This window comes from Bacteroides faecis (assembly GCF_020091505.1).
Lineage (GTDB): Bacteria > Bacteroidota > Bacteroidia > Bacteroidales > Bacteroidaceae > Bacteroides > Bacteroides faecis.
On sequence record NZ_CP081916.1, the window covers coordinates 4,299,688 to 4,317,112 of the forward strand.

The window sequence follows — 17,425 nt, forward strand, 5'->3', positions numbered from 1 at the left end:
TTATTATTTATTATCTGAGTTGAAAGTCCAAGTCTATACGTTGCCGCCCATTGATTTCTCAAGACGATGCTTCCATCTGGCATATGCATCGGCGTATTCCTGTCGTTTAGCTATATTCGGTTCAATCACATCCAGTTTGTCAAGGGTTTCAAATGCCTCATTATTATCTTTATAAATGCCCGCACCGATACCTGCCCCCTTGGCGGCTCCTACAGAACCATCCGTATCATAAAGTTCGATAGTAGCTCCGGTTACTCCTGCCAGTGTATCACGGAAGATGGAACTAAGGAACATATTTGCATGTCCGGCGTGAATCATTTTGACCGGAATCCCCATTTGTTCCATGATGTCAATGCCATACTTAAAAGAAAATACAATTCCTTCTTGTGCAGCACGAATAATATGGTGCTTGCCATGTGCATTAAAATCAACACCACGAATGCTACAGCCTATTTCTTTATTATTCAGCATGCGTTCCGCACCATTACCAAAAGGCAGGATGCTGATACCTGCACTCCCGATCGGTGCTTTGGAAGCCAATACATTCATTTCGTTGTACGAAATACCCTCGGGAGCTATATTTCTTTTTACCCATGAGTTGAGAATACCCGTTCCGTTGATGCAGAGCAATACTCCCAAACGAGTTTGCTCAGCTGTATGATTCACATGCGCAAAGGTATTGACACGCGACTGTAAATCATAATTCACTTCGCCATTCACACCGTATACAACTCCTGACGTTCCTGCCGTAGAAGCGATTTCACCCGGATTGAACACATTCAGTGAAAGTGCATTATTCGGCTGGTCACCAGCACGATAAGTAATCGGTGTTCCTTCTTTCAATCCTAATTCTTTCGCAGCAACGGCATTTACACGTCCTTGTTCCGCAAAGGTCGGTTTGATATCTGCAATGAGCGAAGCATCAAACCCGTAATAATCCATCAGGAAATCGGCTACGCGATTATTTTTAAAGTCCCAGAACATTCCTTCTGAAAGACCGGAAACAGTTGTACATATATCTCCACTCAACTTCATGGCAATATAATCACCGGGAAGCATTATTTTATATATCTGCTCGTAGACAGCCGGTTCGTTCTGTTTGATCCAAGCCAACTTTGAAGCTGTAAAATTACCTGGCGAATTCAGTAAATGAGAAAGACACTTCTCCTCTCCGATCATTTCAAATGCTTTCTGTCCATAAGGCACTGCACGAGAATCACACCAGATTATAGCGGGACGCAATACATGCTGGTTCTTATCTACACATACCAGTCCGTGCATTTGATAGGAAATACCGATAGCTTTAATTTCGGCAGCACCAACTCCTGATTCTGCCATAATAACCTGTGTGGACAACTTCAAGTTTTCCCACCAACTTTCAGGGTCTTGTTCTGCCCACCCGGGATTTACTGCGATAATTTTCGCTTCTGTTTTCGGGAAAAACGCTGACGATACACATTTACCTGTTTCAGCATTTACCAGACTCGCTTTAACAGACGAGCTACCTATGTCATAACCTAATAAAAACATGATAATATTTACGATTTAACGATTTACTATTTAATATTTGAATAAGCTTACCTTCTTACCTTATTATATATCTTCTTATCAAATTTATAATAACGTGCTGCACGATGGGCCACCCCTTGCTGTTTTTCTTCCAAAGGAACTACATATTCCATCATCGCTATTTTCTTATGGAAGTTGCGTACATCCACAGTCTTGTCATATACCAACTCAAAAAGGGTCCTTAACTGAGCAGCAGTAAACTTACGCGGAAGCAGCTCAAATAACATGGAAGGATTGAACTCTGCAAACTGACGAATATAGGTCATGGCCTCTTTGATTATCAGATTGTGGTCGAAAGCCAATGTCATCACATCCTTCAAAGCAATCCAACAAGCCTGATGATCATCCAGATTCTTGTCCAATGTCCGATCTATTTTCACCATCGATAAATAAGCGATCGTCACGATACGTTCAACCTTTGACTGCATTGCCCGTTCCAGCCAGCGTACATCTTTGGGATTGCTGGTTCTGTTTTTAGAACCGAATGCCTTAAACTGCATCAGGTTCACATTTTTGAGCCCTGTCAATTCATACAGTACGCGTTGCGCTGCTTCGTCCAAGTCTTCATCCATATAAATAAGACTTCCGGGAAGTTTCATATCGTGATACACTTCACCATTATCTTCACCCGCACGTTTTACAAGTAACACTTTCAGTTGTTCTCCGTCAAAACCAATCACCACACAGTCTACTGATATGTGATTGTTTGCCAAAGGTGCTTTTTTCTGTATGTTCTGCATATCCATTTCTTTAATACGATGCAAATATAGGGGTGACATTCAATTCAAACAACAATAAATAACATGCTATAAAACATTGTTTTTCATGGATATACATATCATACAACATACAATATGACTACTTAGTGTTATCTTCTGAATTACAATATGTATTTTAGCCATTCCGGTAGCGAGTAATTGTACAAAGTACGAAAAGAGTAATGGTTCTTTATTATCAGTACTTTTCATATCCATTCTTCCTCATCCCCGACAATGTACTTATTGTATTTTAGACGATATCTCATTTTGTATCTTGCTGTTTTTATTTTATCTTTGCCGGATAAATATTAAAAAATCTAAAATGGAACGTCATCCCGTCATTTTATCCATCGCCGGTTCCGATTGTTCGGGAGGAGCGGGCATTCAGGCAGATATCAAAACAATCTCGGCATTAGGAGGCTATGCGGCATCTGCCATCACTGCCGTTACCGTACAAAACACTTTAGGGGTACGTGCAGTCCATGCGATACCCCCCGAAATTGTTTGCGGACAAATCGAAGCGGTGATGGAGGATTTGCAGCCTGCCTCTGTGAAAATAGGCATGGTCAACGATATTCAGATCGTTCATGTCATCGCTGAGTGTTTGCGGAAATATTCACCGGAACATATCATTTACGATCCGGTAATGGTATCTACCAGCGGACGAAAGCTGATGACGGACGAAGCCATTGAAGAGATTAAGAATGAACTTTTACCACTTGTTACATTAATCACTCCCAACATCGATGAAGCAATGGTACTGACAGGTAACAGCATCCAAAATACACAGGACATGCTGGCAGCTGCCAAACAACTCTCTATCGATTATCAAACCCATATCCTGATCAAAGGCGGACACTTGGAAGGTGATAAAATGTGTGATCTTTTATATTCTCCGGATCATACCTATTATATATATGAAGAAAAAAAGATAGAAACCAAAAACTTACATGGGACAGGATGTACTCTCTCTTCTGCTATTGCAAGCTACCAGGCAAAAGGATATTCGATGAAAGAATCCATCCGTCATGCCAAAGAATATATCACCCACGCCATCATTGCAGGCAAAAACTTAAATATCGGGCATGGCAACGGACCTCTGTGGCATTTTCCTGACTCCGTTGCACAAATATGTACATTTTGTGCGGTCGTGTCATAAAAATCTGTAACTTTGCACCCGCATTTAAAAATCAATTAAATAATTAAAGATATGAAAGCATTTGTATTTCCCGGTCAAGGTGCTCAATTCGTAGGAATGGGTAAAGACCTGTATGAAAACTCAGCTTTAGCAAAAGAATTGTTTGAAAAAGCAAATGATATCCTCGGATATCGCATTACAGATATCATGTTCAATGGTACAGACGAAGATCTTCGTCAGACAAAGGTTACTCAGCCTGCCGTATTCCTTCACTCTGTTATCTCTGCTCTTTGCATGGGTGATGATTTCAAACCGGAAATGACAGCCGGACACTCACTTGGCGAATTCTCTGCATTGGTAGCTGCTGGTGCACTGAGTTTTGAAGACGGACTGAAACTGGTTTATGCTCGTGCAATGGCTATGCAGAAAGCTTGCGAAGCCACTCCTTCTACTATGGCTGCCATCATTGCATTGCCAGATGAAAAGGTGGAAGAAATCTGTGCTTCTGTCAATGCAGAAGGTGAAGTTTGCGTACCTGCCAATTACAACTGTCCGGGACAAATCGTAATTTCAGGTTCTGTACCAGGTATCGAAAAAGCTTGTGAACTGATGAAAGCTGCCGGAGCAAAACGTGCTCTTCCGCTGAAGGTAGGCGGTGCTTTCCACTCACCATTGATGGACCCGGCTAAAATTGAGTTGGAGGCTGCTATCAACGCAACAGAAATCCATGCTCCCAAATGTCCGGTATATCAGAATGTAGATGCACTTCCTCACACTGATCCTGCTGAGATTAAGAAGAATCTGGTTGCTCAGCTAACTGCCTCTGTACGCTGGACACAATCTGTTAAGAATATGGTTGCTGATGGTGCTACTGATTTCACAGAATGCGGACCGGGTGCAGTATTGCAAGGCTTGATCAAGAAAATAGACGGTACGGTAAGTGCTCACGGCATTGCATAAGCATCTGCAGTAGATTTACCAATTCCTTTCATTATAGAGCGTGTTGACAAAGTTTGCCAACACGTTTTTTTATGCTCGTTAGTGAAATATAAAACAATTAACATGCTGTATAACACATCAATAGTTCTCTCTGTCAGCAAACTTTCCTGATCTTTCTTTTGTTTGTATTATAGGAATCATTTATTCAAATTCGTGGATCATGAAAATACATGAATATCAAGCAAAAGAAATCTTCTCCAAGTATGGAATCCCTGTTGAAAGGCATACTCTATGTCGTACAGCTGCCGGTGCAGTTGCTGCTTACCGGAGAATGGGATCGGACAGAGGGGTTATTAAAGCACAAGTGCTAACCGGCGGACGGGGAAAAGCCGGAGGTGTTAAATTGGTTGATAATACAGAAGATGCCTATCAGGAAGCTAAGAATATCCTAAGCATGAGTATTAAAGGACTTCCTGTCAATCAAATACTGGTCAGCGAAGCGGTCGATATTGCTGCTGAATATTATGTCAGTTTTACTATCGACAGAAATACACGCGCTGTAATCCTCATGATGAGTGCATCCGGTGGTATGGACATCGAAGAAGTAGCCCGCCAGTCACCGGATAAAATCATTCGCTATGCCATTGATCCATTCATCGGTTTGCCTGACTACCTTGCACGCCGTTTCGCATTCTCTCTCTTCCCTCAGTTGGAACAAGCTGACAGAATGGCTGCCATTCTACAGGAACTCTACAAAATTTTCATGGAGAATGATGCATCTCTGGTTGAAATAAACCCATTAGCTCTTACCACCAAAGGCATATTAATGGCTATTGATGCCAAAATTGTTTTTGATGATAACGCTCTCCACCGTCATCCGGACATACTAAGTTTTTTTGACCCTACAGAAGAAGAAAAAGTGGAAGCGGATGCCAAAAATAAAGGATTCAGCTATGTTCATATGGATGGCAATATAGGCTGTATGGTAAATGGAGCCGGACTTGCCATGGCAACAATGGATATGATAAAACTTCATGGAGGGAATCCTGCCAACTTCCTTGACATTGGCGGCAGTTCAAACCCCGTCAAAGTGGTTGAAGCCATGAAGCTTCTATTACAGGACGAAAAAGTAAAAGTTGTTCTGATTAATATTTTTGGAGGAATCACTCGCTGTGATGATGTAGCAATCGGACTTATTCAGGCATTCGACCAGATTAAGAGTGATATTCCGGTCATCGTCCGGCTCACAGGAACAAATGAGCATATCGGACGTGACCTTTTACGCAACCATGACCGTTTTCAAATTGCTACAACGATGCAGGAAGCCGTATTAATGGCTCTCAGGTCTTAAGATGAAATCACATATAAAAATGAAAGAACAATGAGTATATTAATAGATAAATCCACTCGTCTGGTCGTACAAGGTATCACCGGTAGAGACGGGCTTTTTCATGCTAAAAAGATGAAAGAATACGGAACGAATGTCGTTGGTGGAACTTCTCCGGGTAAAGGAGGCATGAATGTAGACGGTATTCCGGTTTTCAATACGATGTATGAAGCCGTAGAACAGACACAGGCGAATACTTCGATTATTTTTGTCCCAGCACGTTTTGCAGCGGATGCTATCATGGAAGCTGCAGACGCAGGCATCTTGTTGATAGTCTGTATTGCAGAAGGCATTCCGACCCTGGATGTCATCAAGGCGCATCGCTTTGCAGAACAAAGAGGCGCACTGTTGGTTGGTCCCAACTGTCCGGGGCTCATTTCTCCCGGAAAAAGTATGGTAGGGATTCTTCCGGGACAAGTCTTTCAGAAGGGAAATGTCGGTGTCATCAGCCGTAGCGGAACGCTTACTTATGAAATTGTGTATCATTTAACAGCTAACGGTATGGGACAGTCTACTGCAATTGGTATCGGAGGAGATCCTGTAGTAGGATTGCATTTCCGTCAACTATTGGAGATGTTTCAAAATGACCCTGAAACTGAAGCTATTGTTTTAATCGGAGAAATCGGAGGCAATGCAGAAGAACAGGCTGCTGAATACATTCGCAATCATGTAGACAAACCTGTCGTAGCATTTATTGCCGGACAATCCGCACCTCCGGGAAAACAGATGGGGCATGCAGGAGCTATCATCTCGGGAAGTTCCGGCTCAGCAAAAGACAAAATAGAAGCTTTGGAAGCTGCTGGTATACGTGTCGCACAAGAGCCTTCGGATATTCCGAAGTTATTGAAAAGATAATCTTCTCTCAAAGGAGAAATTAAATAGAGGCAACGGCAGAAATGCTGTAAGCTAAAAGATAGAACCACACGGATTGACAGGACTTATGCACCTTTCATTTTTCCGTGTGGTTCTATTTTATATACATACTTATATCATCGGTAATAACAGAGTGGTACACGAGTACTACATCCCCTTTTTCACTCCCAACTTTATTAATAAAGCATTCATCGGATATGCACAGAAGAAGCCGACGAGCATAGCTAACTGCATCATAAACCAAAACATCCACGTATCTTTAGGCAAAGGTTCATTGACGAACAAAATAAAATAAACGATTGCCATCCAGCCATACATTCCTATTTGCCAAGACAACAGAGAAAAGAAATCTGCTTTGAAAGCACGGGATAATGCATTTCCAACTGAAATTCTCTCCATTTCCCGAATAGCGTAAAATTGAAAATAAACCCCGATAATCAATGCTAAAATAAAATCAAATACCCAGTTTCCTATAAGCTGGCTTCCTGCAACGGTTACCGGAATATAATTGGTAACCCACTCTCCTATTATATCAGCCAATGTGCAGCCTGCTCCACAGTGTAAAGCAGATAAAGCCACGGACTGCCAATGAGGATACTCCATAGGCATATTTCCCATTGACATATCCATTTTCATCTCATCCTCTCCCATCTTCATCGGAACACTTTTTCCGAATTTATTATAAGCCCATAAAGCTAAATAACTTCCCCACAATGCAGTTAAAATCCATACTGCATTCATTATCTTCATTGATTGTGGGCGATGTGTCAGGTCGATTGCTATGTGAACAGCAATTCCAATACCTGAACAGACTAAAAATACAGCTAATAAATTGAGCATAATTGTATATTTAAAAAGATTTTAGACTACAACAGCCCTTATTTATAAATAGTTCATCCCATCTATTTTAAAATCCGCTTTATCGAACTATTTTTCAAGCAGTTTGTTATAATTTTACTAATTAAATATTGAATTGTATGAGCAGACGTAGTCAATTAGAGCATGAAGTATCTGTTGCTCAGGAAAGAGTCAAGAAAGCAGCTAAAGATACACCGAAAGATATCATAAAGTTATGGGAGCAAGAACTTGTAGATCTGGAACTTGAACTCAATAATCTGGTAGATGATGAAGAAGATAATAATGAGGATTAATTAAAAGAGGGCGTTCATAACACCCTCTTTTAGTTATAGCATTAGCAAAATACCGTGACTTTTTTATCCACAGTGAAAATACTTATGTACCAATTCCAGCATTTCTTCCGGTTTGCCATCCAAGTCAGCACGCAATGTTTTATCCTCATAGCTACGAAGCTTACATATAATACCGTCAATCATAGCCGGACTAAATACATGATATTGTTCAAAGACGGCACGTTGCTTTTGCAAGCATTCGGCAGAGGCTGCGCAACTATCCGGTAATTGAGCTAAAGCTTTCAGTTTATCTTCATTCTCTTTCTGATGGATGTTCACATTTACATACGTTCTCTTTGCAATATCCAACGCATTCTCTATCTCAAAACCATGACGACAGGCAACAGCCAATCCTGCAAGCAGTTGATACAAATCTGCCGAGCCATCCGGAGAGCGCATTTCCACCGTTTGCTTCTGACTGGTATCAAAATGGCTTTCGTTTTCCAATGGGTTTGCCAAAGTACACATATCAGTTTTGGCGGCCCACCCCAAAGGTACACGTACCAATACAGAACGATTACGATCTCCCCAGCAAACATTCGTAGGTGCTTCCTGATGAGGAACTAAACGGAAATAAGAAGTAGGATTCGTATTTCCGAAAGCTGTAATGGAAGGAGCAAGTTCCATCATTCCGGCAATTGCTTTACGAGCTGTTTCCGACAATACTCCATCTTTCAGCATCTGATTTTGTCCGTCTTTTACAATACGCATGTGAACATGCAGACCAGAACCGGCTTTTCCTGCCGTAATCTTAGGCGCAAATGTCACATTGTACCCATATCTGTATCCCAGACTACGAATTACCCATTTGGCAATCATTAATTGGTCTGCCGCATCTTCGGCACGAACTGGCAGGAACTCAATTTCGTTCTGTTCATAAATCATGCCATCCAATGTAAAATTGCCCACCTCGGAATGACCATATTTTATTTGTCCACCGGTCTGAGCTATATATGACATACACTGCGTACGGAAATCATTAAACTTAGCATACGGAGCAGATTCATGATAACCACGCTGATCCGTAGCCTGAAACATTCCTGTATCCGGTGAAATAACATAATATTCCAGTTCTCCCATTGCCTGAAACTCCATACCTGTGACATCAGTAAATGCCTTACATGCCTTATGCAAAGTATGTTCCGGCGAACTTTCCAATGGTTCACCGTCTTTATTGAAGAAAGAACAGAGCATCGAGAGTGTCGGTATTTCAGCAAAAGGATCAACAAAAGCAGTGCGGAAACGAGGCACTACATACAGGTCGCTACTCCCCGCCTCTATGAAAGGAAACAGACTGGAACCATCTACGCGCTCTCCACAAGTAAGAATAGCATCCAGATAAGCTGCATTATTAATCACAAAATTCAACGTTTTCAGTCGCCCGTCAGCAGCAGGATACATAAAATTAACCATACGGATATTATTCTTCTGAATAAAAGAAATAATATCCGCTTTAGTAAACTCGGCAGCAGGCTTTTCCAAAGCAGCCACCAAGCAGTTGGGATTCATTAAAAGTTCTTGATTCATCTTTTATCGGTTTGTTGTTAATATGGTAAATTTAAGATGTTTATTTCATATCATTAGTTTTTCAATTACACCATCCACGCAAACAGATAGTGAACCAAAGGTAAGAAAAAAACTACCGCTGACAATAAAAACAGAAATAAATTCTTCTGACTAAAAAAATAAGCCGACCGGATTTTATAAAAACGAAAGAAGGTGCATTGGTCATCCCAATACACCTTCTTTTTATATACTGATTGTTATTCAGTCAATTAGTTCTTCGGCAAAGCTTCTTTAACTACCATCGGACGGCCTACATATTCAGCACCGTTCAATTCTTTAATAGCATTAGCAGCTTCTGCATCATCCGGCATTTCAATAAAAGCAAAGCCCTTTGATCTTCTTGTTTCACGATCTGTGATTAATTTAACTGAAGCAACTGCTCCATACTCTTCCATTACGTTTCTCAAGTCTGATTCCTTAACATTATAGTTAAGATTTCCAATGTACAAATTCATAAAATACAAATATAAAAAATTAATAATTTCAATAACAAAGTTCTTTGGAAGTTCTTAATCAGAGATGGATATGCTCAATAAATGAGAAGATTCATGTGAAATAATCAAATCAAAATACCTTTTATTGTTTAATGAGTACAAATAACGGCATTTCGTGGGAATAACACACTATGTTTACCCTTTTTTCTTTAGTAAAATATCCTTTTTTATGAAATAAGGCCAAAACTTAACGCATGATGTTTCAGTTATGCTCTGTAAACAAGTCAGAGGTTGCATTTACTCCTTTTGCTGATACTTAGGCATAAATTCTTCAAAGAACGAACGTTTATAGCTCCCGCCAAGTGCTATCTCATAAGTCTTTATATATACGTCATTCGTATCGAACGAGTCAATGTGTGAAGTATTGACGATATAAGATTTATTCACCCGAAGGAACAATTTATCCGGCAATTGTTCGTGGATATTTTTCAGGTTCATTTTAGTTATAATACGCTGATCTTCCAGCTGAAGAATAGAATAATCCTTTAGCCCTTCAATAAAAAGGATACTACTGAAGTTAATTTTGAAATACCGCCGTTCCGACTTAATAAAAAGATAGTCTTCCCGAATATTTTCTACCTTTTCTGGTTCTGCCGACACCAATAACTTATGATAAGCGACCGCTTTATTGACTGCCTTCAGAAAACGACTCAGTTCAATCGGCTTTATCAAATAATCTACAGCATTCACTTCATAGCTATCAAGGGCATATTCAGCGTATGCAGTGGTGAAGATGACCAGTGTATTCTCCGGAATACTTTGAGCAAACTCCATACCGGTGATACCGGGCATCTGAATATCAAGGAAAATCAAATCGACTGTGTGCCCACTCATAAAGGCGGATGCAGCCACAGCGTTATTAAAGCTACCCGCCAACTCTAATTGGGGAACCTGCTCTATCAGAGATTTCATGCCTTTCCGGGCTACGGGTTCATCATCTACAATAATACAGTTCATAAGCTTAAACGTAAATTGACACTATAGGTTGTTGCTAAATCTTTTATCTCTAACGTATATCCTGAGCCATATAACAACTCCAGTCTTCGCCGCACGTTTGCCAATCCGATCCCTCCTTCCCGTTTCACCGGAACAGAAGGTTTTGAGTTTTCACAACGGAATGACAGTTCATGATCATGCAACGTAAAATAGATATGTACATAAGACAAGTTATCACTATCCGGATTATGTTTTACCGCATTTTCCACAAAAGGAATAAACAGCAACGGCGGTACACAAACATGATTCATATCTCCCTCTTTCGACACCAAATACTCAAAATGATCCCGACGTACCTTTTCCAATTCAAGGAAGCTGGTCAGAAACTGAATATCCGCATTCAGTGAAACCTCCTTACGGGTACTGTCATTAAATTGGTAACGAAGCAGATCATTCAATTTCCCCAATATCTGAGAGGCTTCATCAGGGTCTTCTTTTACTAATATATTGGCATTGTTCAACATATTGAAAAGGAAGTGCGGATTTATCTGATTCTTTAATTGCTGAAGCTCCGTCTGCATCGTCGTATTCTCCAGTTCCGATATTTTTCTGCCGGAAATAATCCAACGCCGGAACATCTCAAAGCTGGTACTGCTCCCTGCTATCAAAGTTAGTACAAGTATGGAGTGAATGATACTCCAGAATGAAAAAGACTGCCCGTCCTGCAAACTGAATTCACTGATACCGTATTGCCGGTGAAGTGGATAAAAACAAACCAGCCCCAATAATGCACTAAAAACAATAACCCCCAGAAAGGATGCCCAATAAAAAATGAATTGGCGTTTGCCCAAAAAACGAGGGAGCAACTGATAAATATTCATATAGATGGGGAAAGAAAAGATAAACACACTCACCAGATATGCATACAGGAAACCTTCTTTATTAAAACTGCCATACACGTTCTGAAAAGCCAGAAAACAAATCAGCGACATCAGTAATAAATGACGAATCATCCTGTATGGACGGTCGACCAAAACCCTTCCCAAATAATATATATTTTCCGTATCTTTCATTACATCAATTTTAGATTGGTGGTACATGACGACTGATGATCATATTGATTCTCCAATAAATAATGTCCGGGATATAATAAATCCAGTCGCTTCTGAAGTTGCCCGAATGCTGGTAACGAAGCCTGAGGCATATGCTGCAATGTATTCATATCCGAACAATGATATGTGCAAGTAAAAAGCAATCCTTCTTCTTTTGCCTGAAAGCCAATTGCTATCTGATTCTCCGCTCCATCTTCATTATCCGCACTTTCCCGGACAGCATATTCTATAAGAGGCATAAACAATAAAGGAGGAATTTGAATATATCGTACTTCATTCTCCACTTGAATCTTATATTCAAGCCGTTCATTGTACATTTTCTCTAATTCCAGATAATCTGTAACAAAATGGATTTCATCACTTAAAAATACTTTTTCGTGTACACTTTCATAAAGCTGATATCGGAGCAGGCTGCCCAGCTTAAAAATGAGTGCCGAAGCTTTATCCGCATCTTTCTTTGCCAGCAGTTGCGCCTCATTTAACATTTTCGAAAGAAAGTCCGGCTGAATCTGTTCTTTCAGACGAGTCAATTCAGTCTGAAGATTATCGTTCTCCAATTTATTCAGCAATTGTTGATCGTTCACCCAGCGACGGAAAAATAGAGTAAAAGAGAAAGTCAGGAAATACAAAACAAATGCTATCACATTAATCAAAAGGAAAAGAAAAAAAATAGGATTGATCGTTACGATCTGATCAGGAATCTTATAATACTGCTTCAGAATATATAGACCGCCCATCATAAACAGTGCCATAAATACAATAAGATACCCCATATAGCCGGCATAAGCCTTGTATCGTCCCTTAAACAGATATCTAGGAATCAACACATTAGTATTCAAATAGATTAATCCCGAAAACGTCAGGATCATCAGTAAATTTATGCCTGTCGACAAATTAAATCCGAAGCCAACCTCCCTGACGAGATTTCCCCTGAACACCATAAAGGATATGATTAAAAATACCCCTATGACTTTTAATGCTGAATATAATATTCGTTTCACTGACATAAGGCGATAAAGTTACTACTTTTTCAGAACTTATACTTCATTCCCATCGAAACATACATAGCCGGCTTAAAATAAGGATCGATATCTTTGGACATATCCTTGAAAAAAGCTTTTAATGTACGTGTTGTATAATAAGCAATCCGGCTGCACGATAATCCACCGGTAGCAGTTATAGCAAGAGAAGACCCCAAATTCAGTTCCGGCTGTAATCCTACAATGATGTATTGCTGGGAGAACATAACATCTTTTCCTTCTCTTTCTACTAATGCCAACGCGCCGTTCATCTCTGCCATCAAACTAACTTTCAGATATTTATTTAGGTGCATCCCTGCCGATACTTCCATTGCATTCATCATGGAAACTTTGATCTCATAACGCCCTTCCGTACTCCAATCAAAGTATATGGCCGGAAAAATCATGGGATAGCCAAACGTATTATTGATCGCCAGTCCGGCCCCAAGAGACAGATTCGGTTTCAACTGCCGGATAAAGACAGCTCCTCCCTGTCCCAAAACATTCTTCATTCTTATATCGGAAGCTGTATAAACGCCTACACCAACTGTAGTCAGCAACATCCATTTCTTACTGACCGGACGGATGTTGGTTACTCCCAATTGTAAATTTATAGTCTGATCGATGTCTATATAAGATTGCAGATTCTTGTTATTCATGGAAGTATAACCTCCTCCGGCCGAGACTATCCAGACAGTAGGCTGCTTCCTTTCATTCAGTTTCTGTGATACAGGAACATTCACACTCCCTTCTACAAATTTCAGATCTCCCTTTCCTCCTGTCTCCTGTCCGTTCTCATCCTTGTAAGAAGAAGATGAGATATATCCGGTTTTGACAATCACTTGTGCCCTCATAGCTTCCGGCATCCACATGAGTAAAGTAAACATACTTACTATAACATACTTCATTCTTTCTCATTTTAATTTGAATGAAACAAAAATAGATCTTTATATCACGAACATAAGAAATAGTAGACCAACTTTATCATCCCGTATACAAAACACGTATTTTCTGACTTTATTCTTCATTCTTTGCTTTTTTATTTTAACTTTGTCCGTACATCCCTTGAGATGCAGGCTGAATTTGAAATTTAATAAATGACTAATTATGGAAATAAAAAAATTTATCGAAAACTATCGGGAAGCCTTTGGCGAATATGCTGAATTGCCTATCCTGTTCTGGTACTCGGACATTCTTGAAAATGAAACGGAGAAAGTGAACGGATGCTTCTTTAAAAGCATGGATAAAGTCAGGGAAGGTAATACCATCAGCCTGAATGCGGAAACAATTGGTTGCGGTGGCGGTAAGTTTTATACCGGATTCACTGACATGCCCGAACGTGTCCCGACATTTGTATCTCTGAAAGAGAGATATAAGCAGACACCGGAAATGGTGAAGAGCTTTATTGAACAACTGGGAGTGCCACGGGCAGAAAAACAATATCTGCACTTTGCCCGTATCGATAAAGTTGAAAACTTCGATAAAGCAGAAGGAATCCTTTTTCTGGCAAATCCGGATATATTGTCCGGGCTGACTACCTGGGCTTTCTTCGACAATAATAAGGAAGATACAGTCATTTCCACCTTCGGGTCCGGTTGCAGTTCGGTGGTCACACAGACAATTTTAGAGAATCGTAAAGGGGGCTACAGAACATTTATCGGTTTTTTTGATCCTTCTGTACGCCCCTATTTTGAAGCTGATATACTGAGCTATACCATTCCAATGTCGAGATTTAAAGTGATGTATGAGACAATGCGCAGCAGTTGTCTGTTTGATACTCATGCATGGGGAAAAATCCGGGAAAGAAACAATAATAACCACAAAGAATAAAAAGATGGATTTTATACTTCGGCCTTGGCTAGAATCTGACGCCAAAGATCTGACGATACATCTGAATAATAAAAAGATATGGGATAACTGTAGGGACGGATTACCTTTTCCATATACAGAAACAGCTGCTGACGCTTTCATTAAATATGCTTCGGAACAAGTGGAACAAAATGAATTTTGTATCGAAGTAAATCATGAGGCGGTCGGTAATATCGGATTTGTTCGTGGGACTGACGTCGAACGCTTCAATGCAGAAGCCGGCTACTGGATTTCAGAAACATACTGGAACAAAGGCATTATGACAGCTGCTTTGAAAGAAGCAATAGAGCATTATTTCCGGTATACAGATGTAATACGTATCTATGCTACGGTGTACGAATACAACACCGCATCAATGCGCGTGCTGGAGAAAGCCGGATTTCAGAAAACAGGAGTACATCGTAAGGCATGTTTCAAAAATGGGCAGTTCATTAATGCACATTATTATGAACTACTGAAAAACAAATCGTAACCCTTTGTCTTGTTATCGGCCACTAACCACATATAAATAAGTCAAGGCTGATCAAAAAGTGCCTTTCCGGTTATTCTCCTTCTGACAACGATGTGACAAAGAGAAGAATGACTCCCCGGACCTTTCGATCAGCCTTGCATTACCTGTTTCATTTTCCTATTAACCTTCGGTCAATAGTTCCGAATCCCGATTATCTCTCAGTAAAGACAAAGTAATAAGTTCTGTGATCAGGTCTTTATAGGAAATTCCACTTACTTCCCAAAGCTTCGGATATAATGCCAGACACCATTTTTATCGACTCCAATGAGTAAAGGAATAAGTCTGGCTCTGTCGACAGCATTAAAGATGTTAGTAGCTGACCTCAACGAGACTTCATGTTCAGCGGATTTTCCTCCAAATATAACGGCAACTTTTAGTTTCATAAATTATGTGTTTAATGATGGACAGCAAAGGTAAAACAAAAAGGATTGACTCCTCTCAATACTCGTTGTTTTCTCTCTTTTTTGTGCATACTTATGTTTATACATCTTACATAAACGAGATATCCCGATTCATCACGAACCGGGATATCTCCATGAGTTATTACTTTCGAAGTCTTACTTAATTACTTCACTTCTTCGCCTTTTTCATTCAGAAGTACGGTTACTTCCTGGGCGTCTTTTGTAGTAAGAATTACTTTATAAACCTTGCCAGTCTCTTTTTCGGCAACATACGCTTCCTTGATGGTAGCACCTTCATAGCTCTTAGCTATTGCTTGCGCCACTGCTTCCGGCAAGTCTTTCACTTCAACTTTTGTGTATTCATCTTGTGGAGCCTGAGTCTGATTCTCCACAACCGGAGTGTTACTTACTTCCTGTGCAAATGCTACAGAGCTACCTAATCCCATTACCAATGCTACTGCTACTAATACCTTTTTCATAATCGTAATTTTTTAGTGTGAATAATTGAGTTATTGTTTTATTCTCTCTTATACTCAATAAGTTGCAAAGCGGATGCCAGAAATGCACAAAATGATATACAACTGATATTCAGGCATATAGAAATCTTTATCATCAACAATAGTGTGGAATTATGTAGAATTTGATGATACATATTGTGGAAAAGTGAATCAATAACCACAATTTTACAAGAACTGATTTCCTTATCACAGTGTTATATAAATAAATACCTAATTTTATAACAATGAAAAAGGAAATTTTAAAAGAGCTTATAGCTAAGCCGGGCAAAGAGCATCACGTCTCTGATTTCAATCCCTCCTTTACAACTGATATGTCTAAACAAGATGCCAAAGAGCAATTGGGCAAAGATATCGAAAGACTATCTGAATTGCAGAGTATGCTATATGCGCAAGACTGCTACTCTATTTTGGTCATTTTTCAGGCGATGGATGCTGCCGGCAAAGATGGTACAATTAAACATGTAATGTCCGGGATTAATCCACAGGGATGCCAGGTATATTCCTTCAAACAACCTTCTGCCGAGGAACTGGACCACGATTATCTTTGGAGAATCAACCGTTCATTACCCGAACGGGGACGAATCGGAATTTTTAATCGTTCGCATTATGAAGATGTACTAATAGCCAAAGTACATCCCGAAATCGTATTATCCAATAAGCTGCCTAATATCACAAAAACAGAAGACATTGATTCTGACTTCTGGCAACACCGTTACCGACAAATTAATAATTTCGAACGCTATCTGACAGAAAACGGAACAGTCATTATCAAATTCTTCCTCAACGTTTCAAAAGAAGAACAGAAAAAAAGATTTCTGGAAAGACTGAACGATGAATCGAAAAACTGGAAGTTTTCCTCTGCCGATATCAAAGAACGACAATACTGGAATCACTATATGAAAGCTTATTCGGATGTACTAACGGAAACATCTACAGAAATCGCTCCATGGTATGTAATCCCTGCCGATAATAAGTGGTTCATGCGATATGCAGTCGGGCGCATTATCTGTACACGTATGGAAGCACTCGATTTACATTATCCGCAGTTATCTAAAGAAGAATTAGAAAAACTTGAAGAATGCAAAAAGAGTGTATCCGATATTAATTTCTAGATCGCATCATGCACTGTCTTTTCCAGTTTTTCC

General features: G+C 39.9%; 19 protein-coding genes. 8 read left to right on the plus strand and 11 right to left on the minus strand.

All coding sequences use genetic code 11. The features are described from left to right. Positions 1–33 precede the first annotated feature (33 nt). Positions 34–1,530 carry a xylulokinase gene (locus K6V30_RS16975; protein WP_055268760.1) on the minus strand — a complete coding sequence of 499 codons (1,497 nt, stop codon included), beginning with the start codon at positions 1,528–1,530 and terminating at the stop codon, positions 34–36. Positions 1,531–1,577: 47 nt separating this feature from the next. Continuing rightward, complete coding sequence (locus tag K6V30_RS16980) at positions 1,578–2,309, minus strand: NUDIX hydrolase (protein WP_055268904.1); 732 nt, start codon at positions 2,307–2,309, stop codon at positions 1,578–1,580. A 340-nt stretch (positions 2,310–2,649) separates the two neighbouring features. Here K6V30_RS16980 and thiD point away from each other — a divergent pair, with 340 nt between their 5' ends. The 4 genes from thiD (at position 2,650) to sucD (ending at position 6,646) form a co-directional block, all read left to right on the plus strand. Beyond that, positions 2,650–3,486: a bifunctional hydroxymethylpyrimidine kinase/phosphomethylpyrimidine kinase gene (gene thiD, locus K6V30_RS16985; protein WP_010538099.1), complete on the plus strand. Its 837-nt coding sequence runs from the start codon at positions 2,650–2,652 to the stop codon at positions 3,484–3,486. A gap of 51 nt (positions 3,487–3,537) precedes the next feature. Further along, positions 3,538–4,425, plus strand: a complete 888-nt coding sequence (gene fabD, locus K6V30_RS16990; RefSeq protein ID WP_010538100.1) for an ACP S-malonyltransferase — start codon at positions 3,538–3,540, stop codon at positions 4,423–4,425. 199 nt (positions 4,426–4,624) lie between these two features. Then, complete coding sequence (sucC, locus tag K6V30_RS16995; RefSeq protein ID WP_055268759.1) at positions 4,625–5,755, plus strand: ADP-forming succinate--CoA ligase subunit beta; 1,131 nt, start codon at positions 4,625–4,627, stop codon at positions 5,753–5,755. Between the two features lie 30 nt (positions 5,756–5,785). Further along, positions 5,786–6,646: a succinate--CoA ligase subunit alpha gene (gene sucD / locus K6V30_RS17000; RefSeq protein ID WP_055268758.1), complete on the plus strand. Its 861-nt coding sequence runs from the start codon at positions 5,786–5,788 to the stop codon at positions 6,644–6,646. Positions 6,647–6,811: 165 nt separating this feature from the next. Here sucD and K6V30_RS17005 read toward each other — a convergent pair whose 3' ends face one another. Further along, positions 6,812–7,504 (minus strand): DUF4396 domain-containing protein, encoded by a 693-nt coding sequence (locus K6V30_RS17005; protein ID WP_022301486.1) that lies wholly within the window; start codon positions 7,502–7,504, stop codon positions 6,812–6,814. A 137-nt stretch (positions 7,505–7,641) separates the two neighbouring features. On the opposite strand from K6V30_RS17005, the gene K6V30_RS17010 reads away from it, so the two are divergent. Further along, a complete protein-coding gene (locus tag K6V30_RS17010; RefSeq protein WP_010538103.1) occupies positions 7,642–7,815 on the plus strand; it encodes a hypothetical protein in 174 nt (57 codons plus the stop codon). A 63-nt stretch (positions 7,816–7,878) separates the two neighbouring features. Here K6V30_RS17010 and K6V30_RS17015 read toward each other — a convergent pair whose 3' ends face one another. From K6V30_RS17015 to K6V30_RS17040, 6 genes are all read right to left on the minus strand, one after another. Next, the gene (locus K6V30_RS17015; RefSeq protein ID WP_055268757.1) at positions 7,879–9,381 is read right to left on the minus strand and encodes a glutamine synthetase family protein; all 1,503 of its coding nucleotides are present in this window, start codon (positions 9,379–9,381) and stop codon (positions 7,879–7,881) included. Between the two features lie 248 nt (positions 9,382–9,629). Beyond that, complete coding sequence (locus K6V30_RS17020) at positions 9,630–9,875, minus strand: RNA recognition motif domain-containing protein (protein ID WP_010538105.1); 246 nt, start codon at positions 9,873–9,875, stop codon at positions 9,630–9,632. Positions 9,876–10,151: 276 nt separating this feature from the next. Then, positions 10,152–10,871 (minus strand): LytR/AlgR family response regulator transcription factor, encoded by a 720-nt coding sequence (locus K6V30_RS17025; protein ID WP_010538106.1) that lies wholly within the window; start codon positions 10,869–10,871, stop codon positions 10,152–10,154. Further along, the gene (locus tag K6V30_RS17030) at positions 10,868–11,923 is read right to left on the minus strand and encodes a sensor histidine kinase (RefSeq protein ID WP_010538107.1); all 1,056 of its coding nucleotides are present in this window, start codon (positions 11,921–11,923) and stop codon (positions 10,868–10,870) included. Before K6V30_RS17030 ends, K6V30_RS17025 begins: the two co-directional genes overlap by 4 nt. Beyond that, on the minus strand, positions 11,923–12,969 hold the full coding sequence (locus K6V30_RS17035) for a sensor histidine kinase (protein WP_029425556.1): 1,047 nt from the start codon (positions 12,967–12,969) through the stop codon (positions 11,923–11,925). Before K6V30_RS17035 ends, K6V30_RS17030 begins: the two co-directional genes overlap by 1 nt. A 23-nt stretch (positions 12,970–12,992) precedes the next feature. Then, complete coding sequence (locus tag K6V30_RS17040) at positions 12,993–13,889, minus strand: DUF6268 family outer membrane beta-barrel protein (protein WP_055268755.1); 897 nt, start codon at positions 13,887–13,889, stop codon at positions 12,993–12,995. Positions 13,890–14,088: 199 nt separating this feature from the next. Between K6V30_RS17040 and K6V30_RS17045 the strand changes: the two genes are divergently transcribed. Next, positions 14,089–14,811 carry a DUF169 domain-containing protein gene (locus K6V30_RS17045; RefSeq protein WP_010538110.1) on the plus strand — a complete coding sequence of 241 codons (723 nt, stop codon included), beginning with the start codon at positions 14,089–14,091 and terminating at the stop codon, positions 14,809–14,811. Between the two features lie 4 nt (positions 14,812–14,815). Next, positions 14,816–15,322: a GNAT family N-acetyltransferase gene (locus K6V30_RS17050; protein ID WP_010538111.1), complete on the plus strand. Its 507-nt coding sequence runs from the start codon at positions 14,816–14,818 to the stop codon at positions 15,320–15,322. Positions 15,323–15,573: 251 nt separating this feature from the next. Here K6V30_RS17050 and K6V30_RS17055 read toward each other — a convergent pair whose 3' ends face one another. Together K6V30_RS17055 and K6V30_RS17060 are read right to left on the minus strand one after the other, a co-directional pair. Then, entirely contained in the window at positions 15,574–15,744 is a 171-nt protein-coding gene (locus K6V30_RS17055) for a D-alanyl-alanine synthetase A (protein WP_010538112.1), read from the minus strand. Positions 15,745–15,926: 182 nt separating this feature from the next. Then, positions 15,927–16,241: a hypothetical protein gene (locus tag K6V30_RS17060; protein ID WP_010538113.1), complete on the minus strand. Its 315-nt coding sequence runs from the start codon at positions 16,239–16,241 to the stop codon at positions 15,927–15,929. 263 nt (positions 16,242–16,504) lie between these two features. Between K6V30_RS17060 and K6V30_RS17065 the strand changes: the two genes are divergently transcribed. Beyond that, positions 16,505–17,392, plus strand: coding sequence for a polyphosphate kinase 2 family protein (locus K6V30_RS17065; RefSeq protein WP_055268754.1), 888 nt, complete (start codon positions 16,505–16,507; stop codon positions 17,390–17,392). The last annotated feature ends 33 nt before the right edge of the window (positions 17,393–17,425 follow it).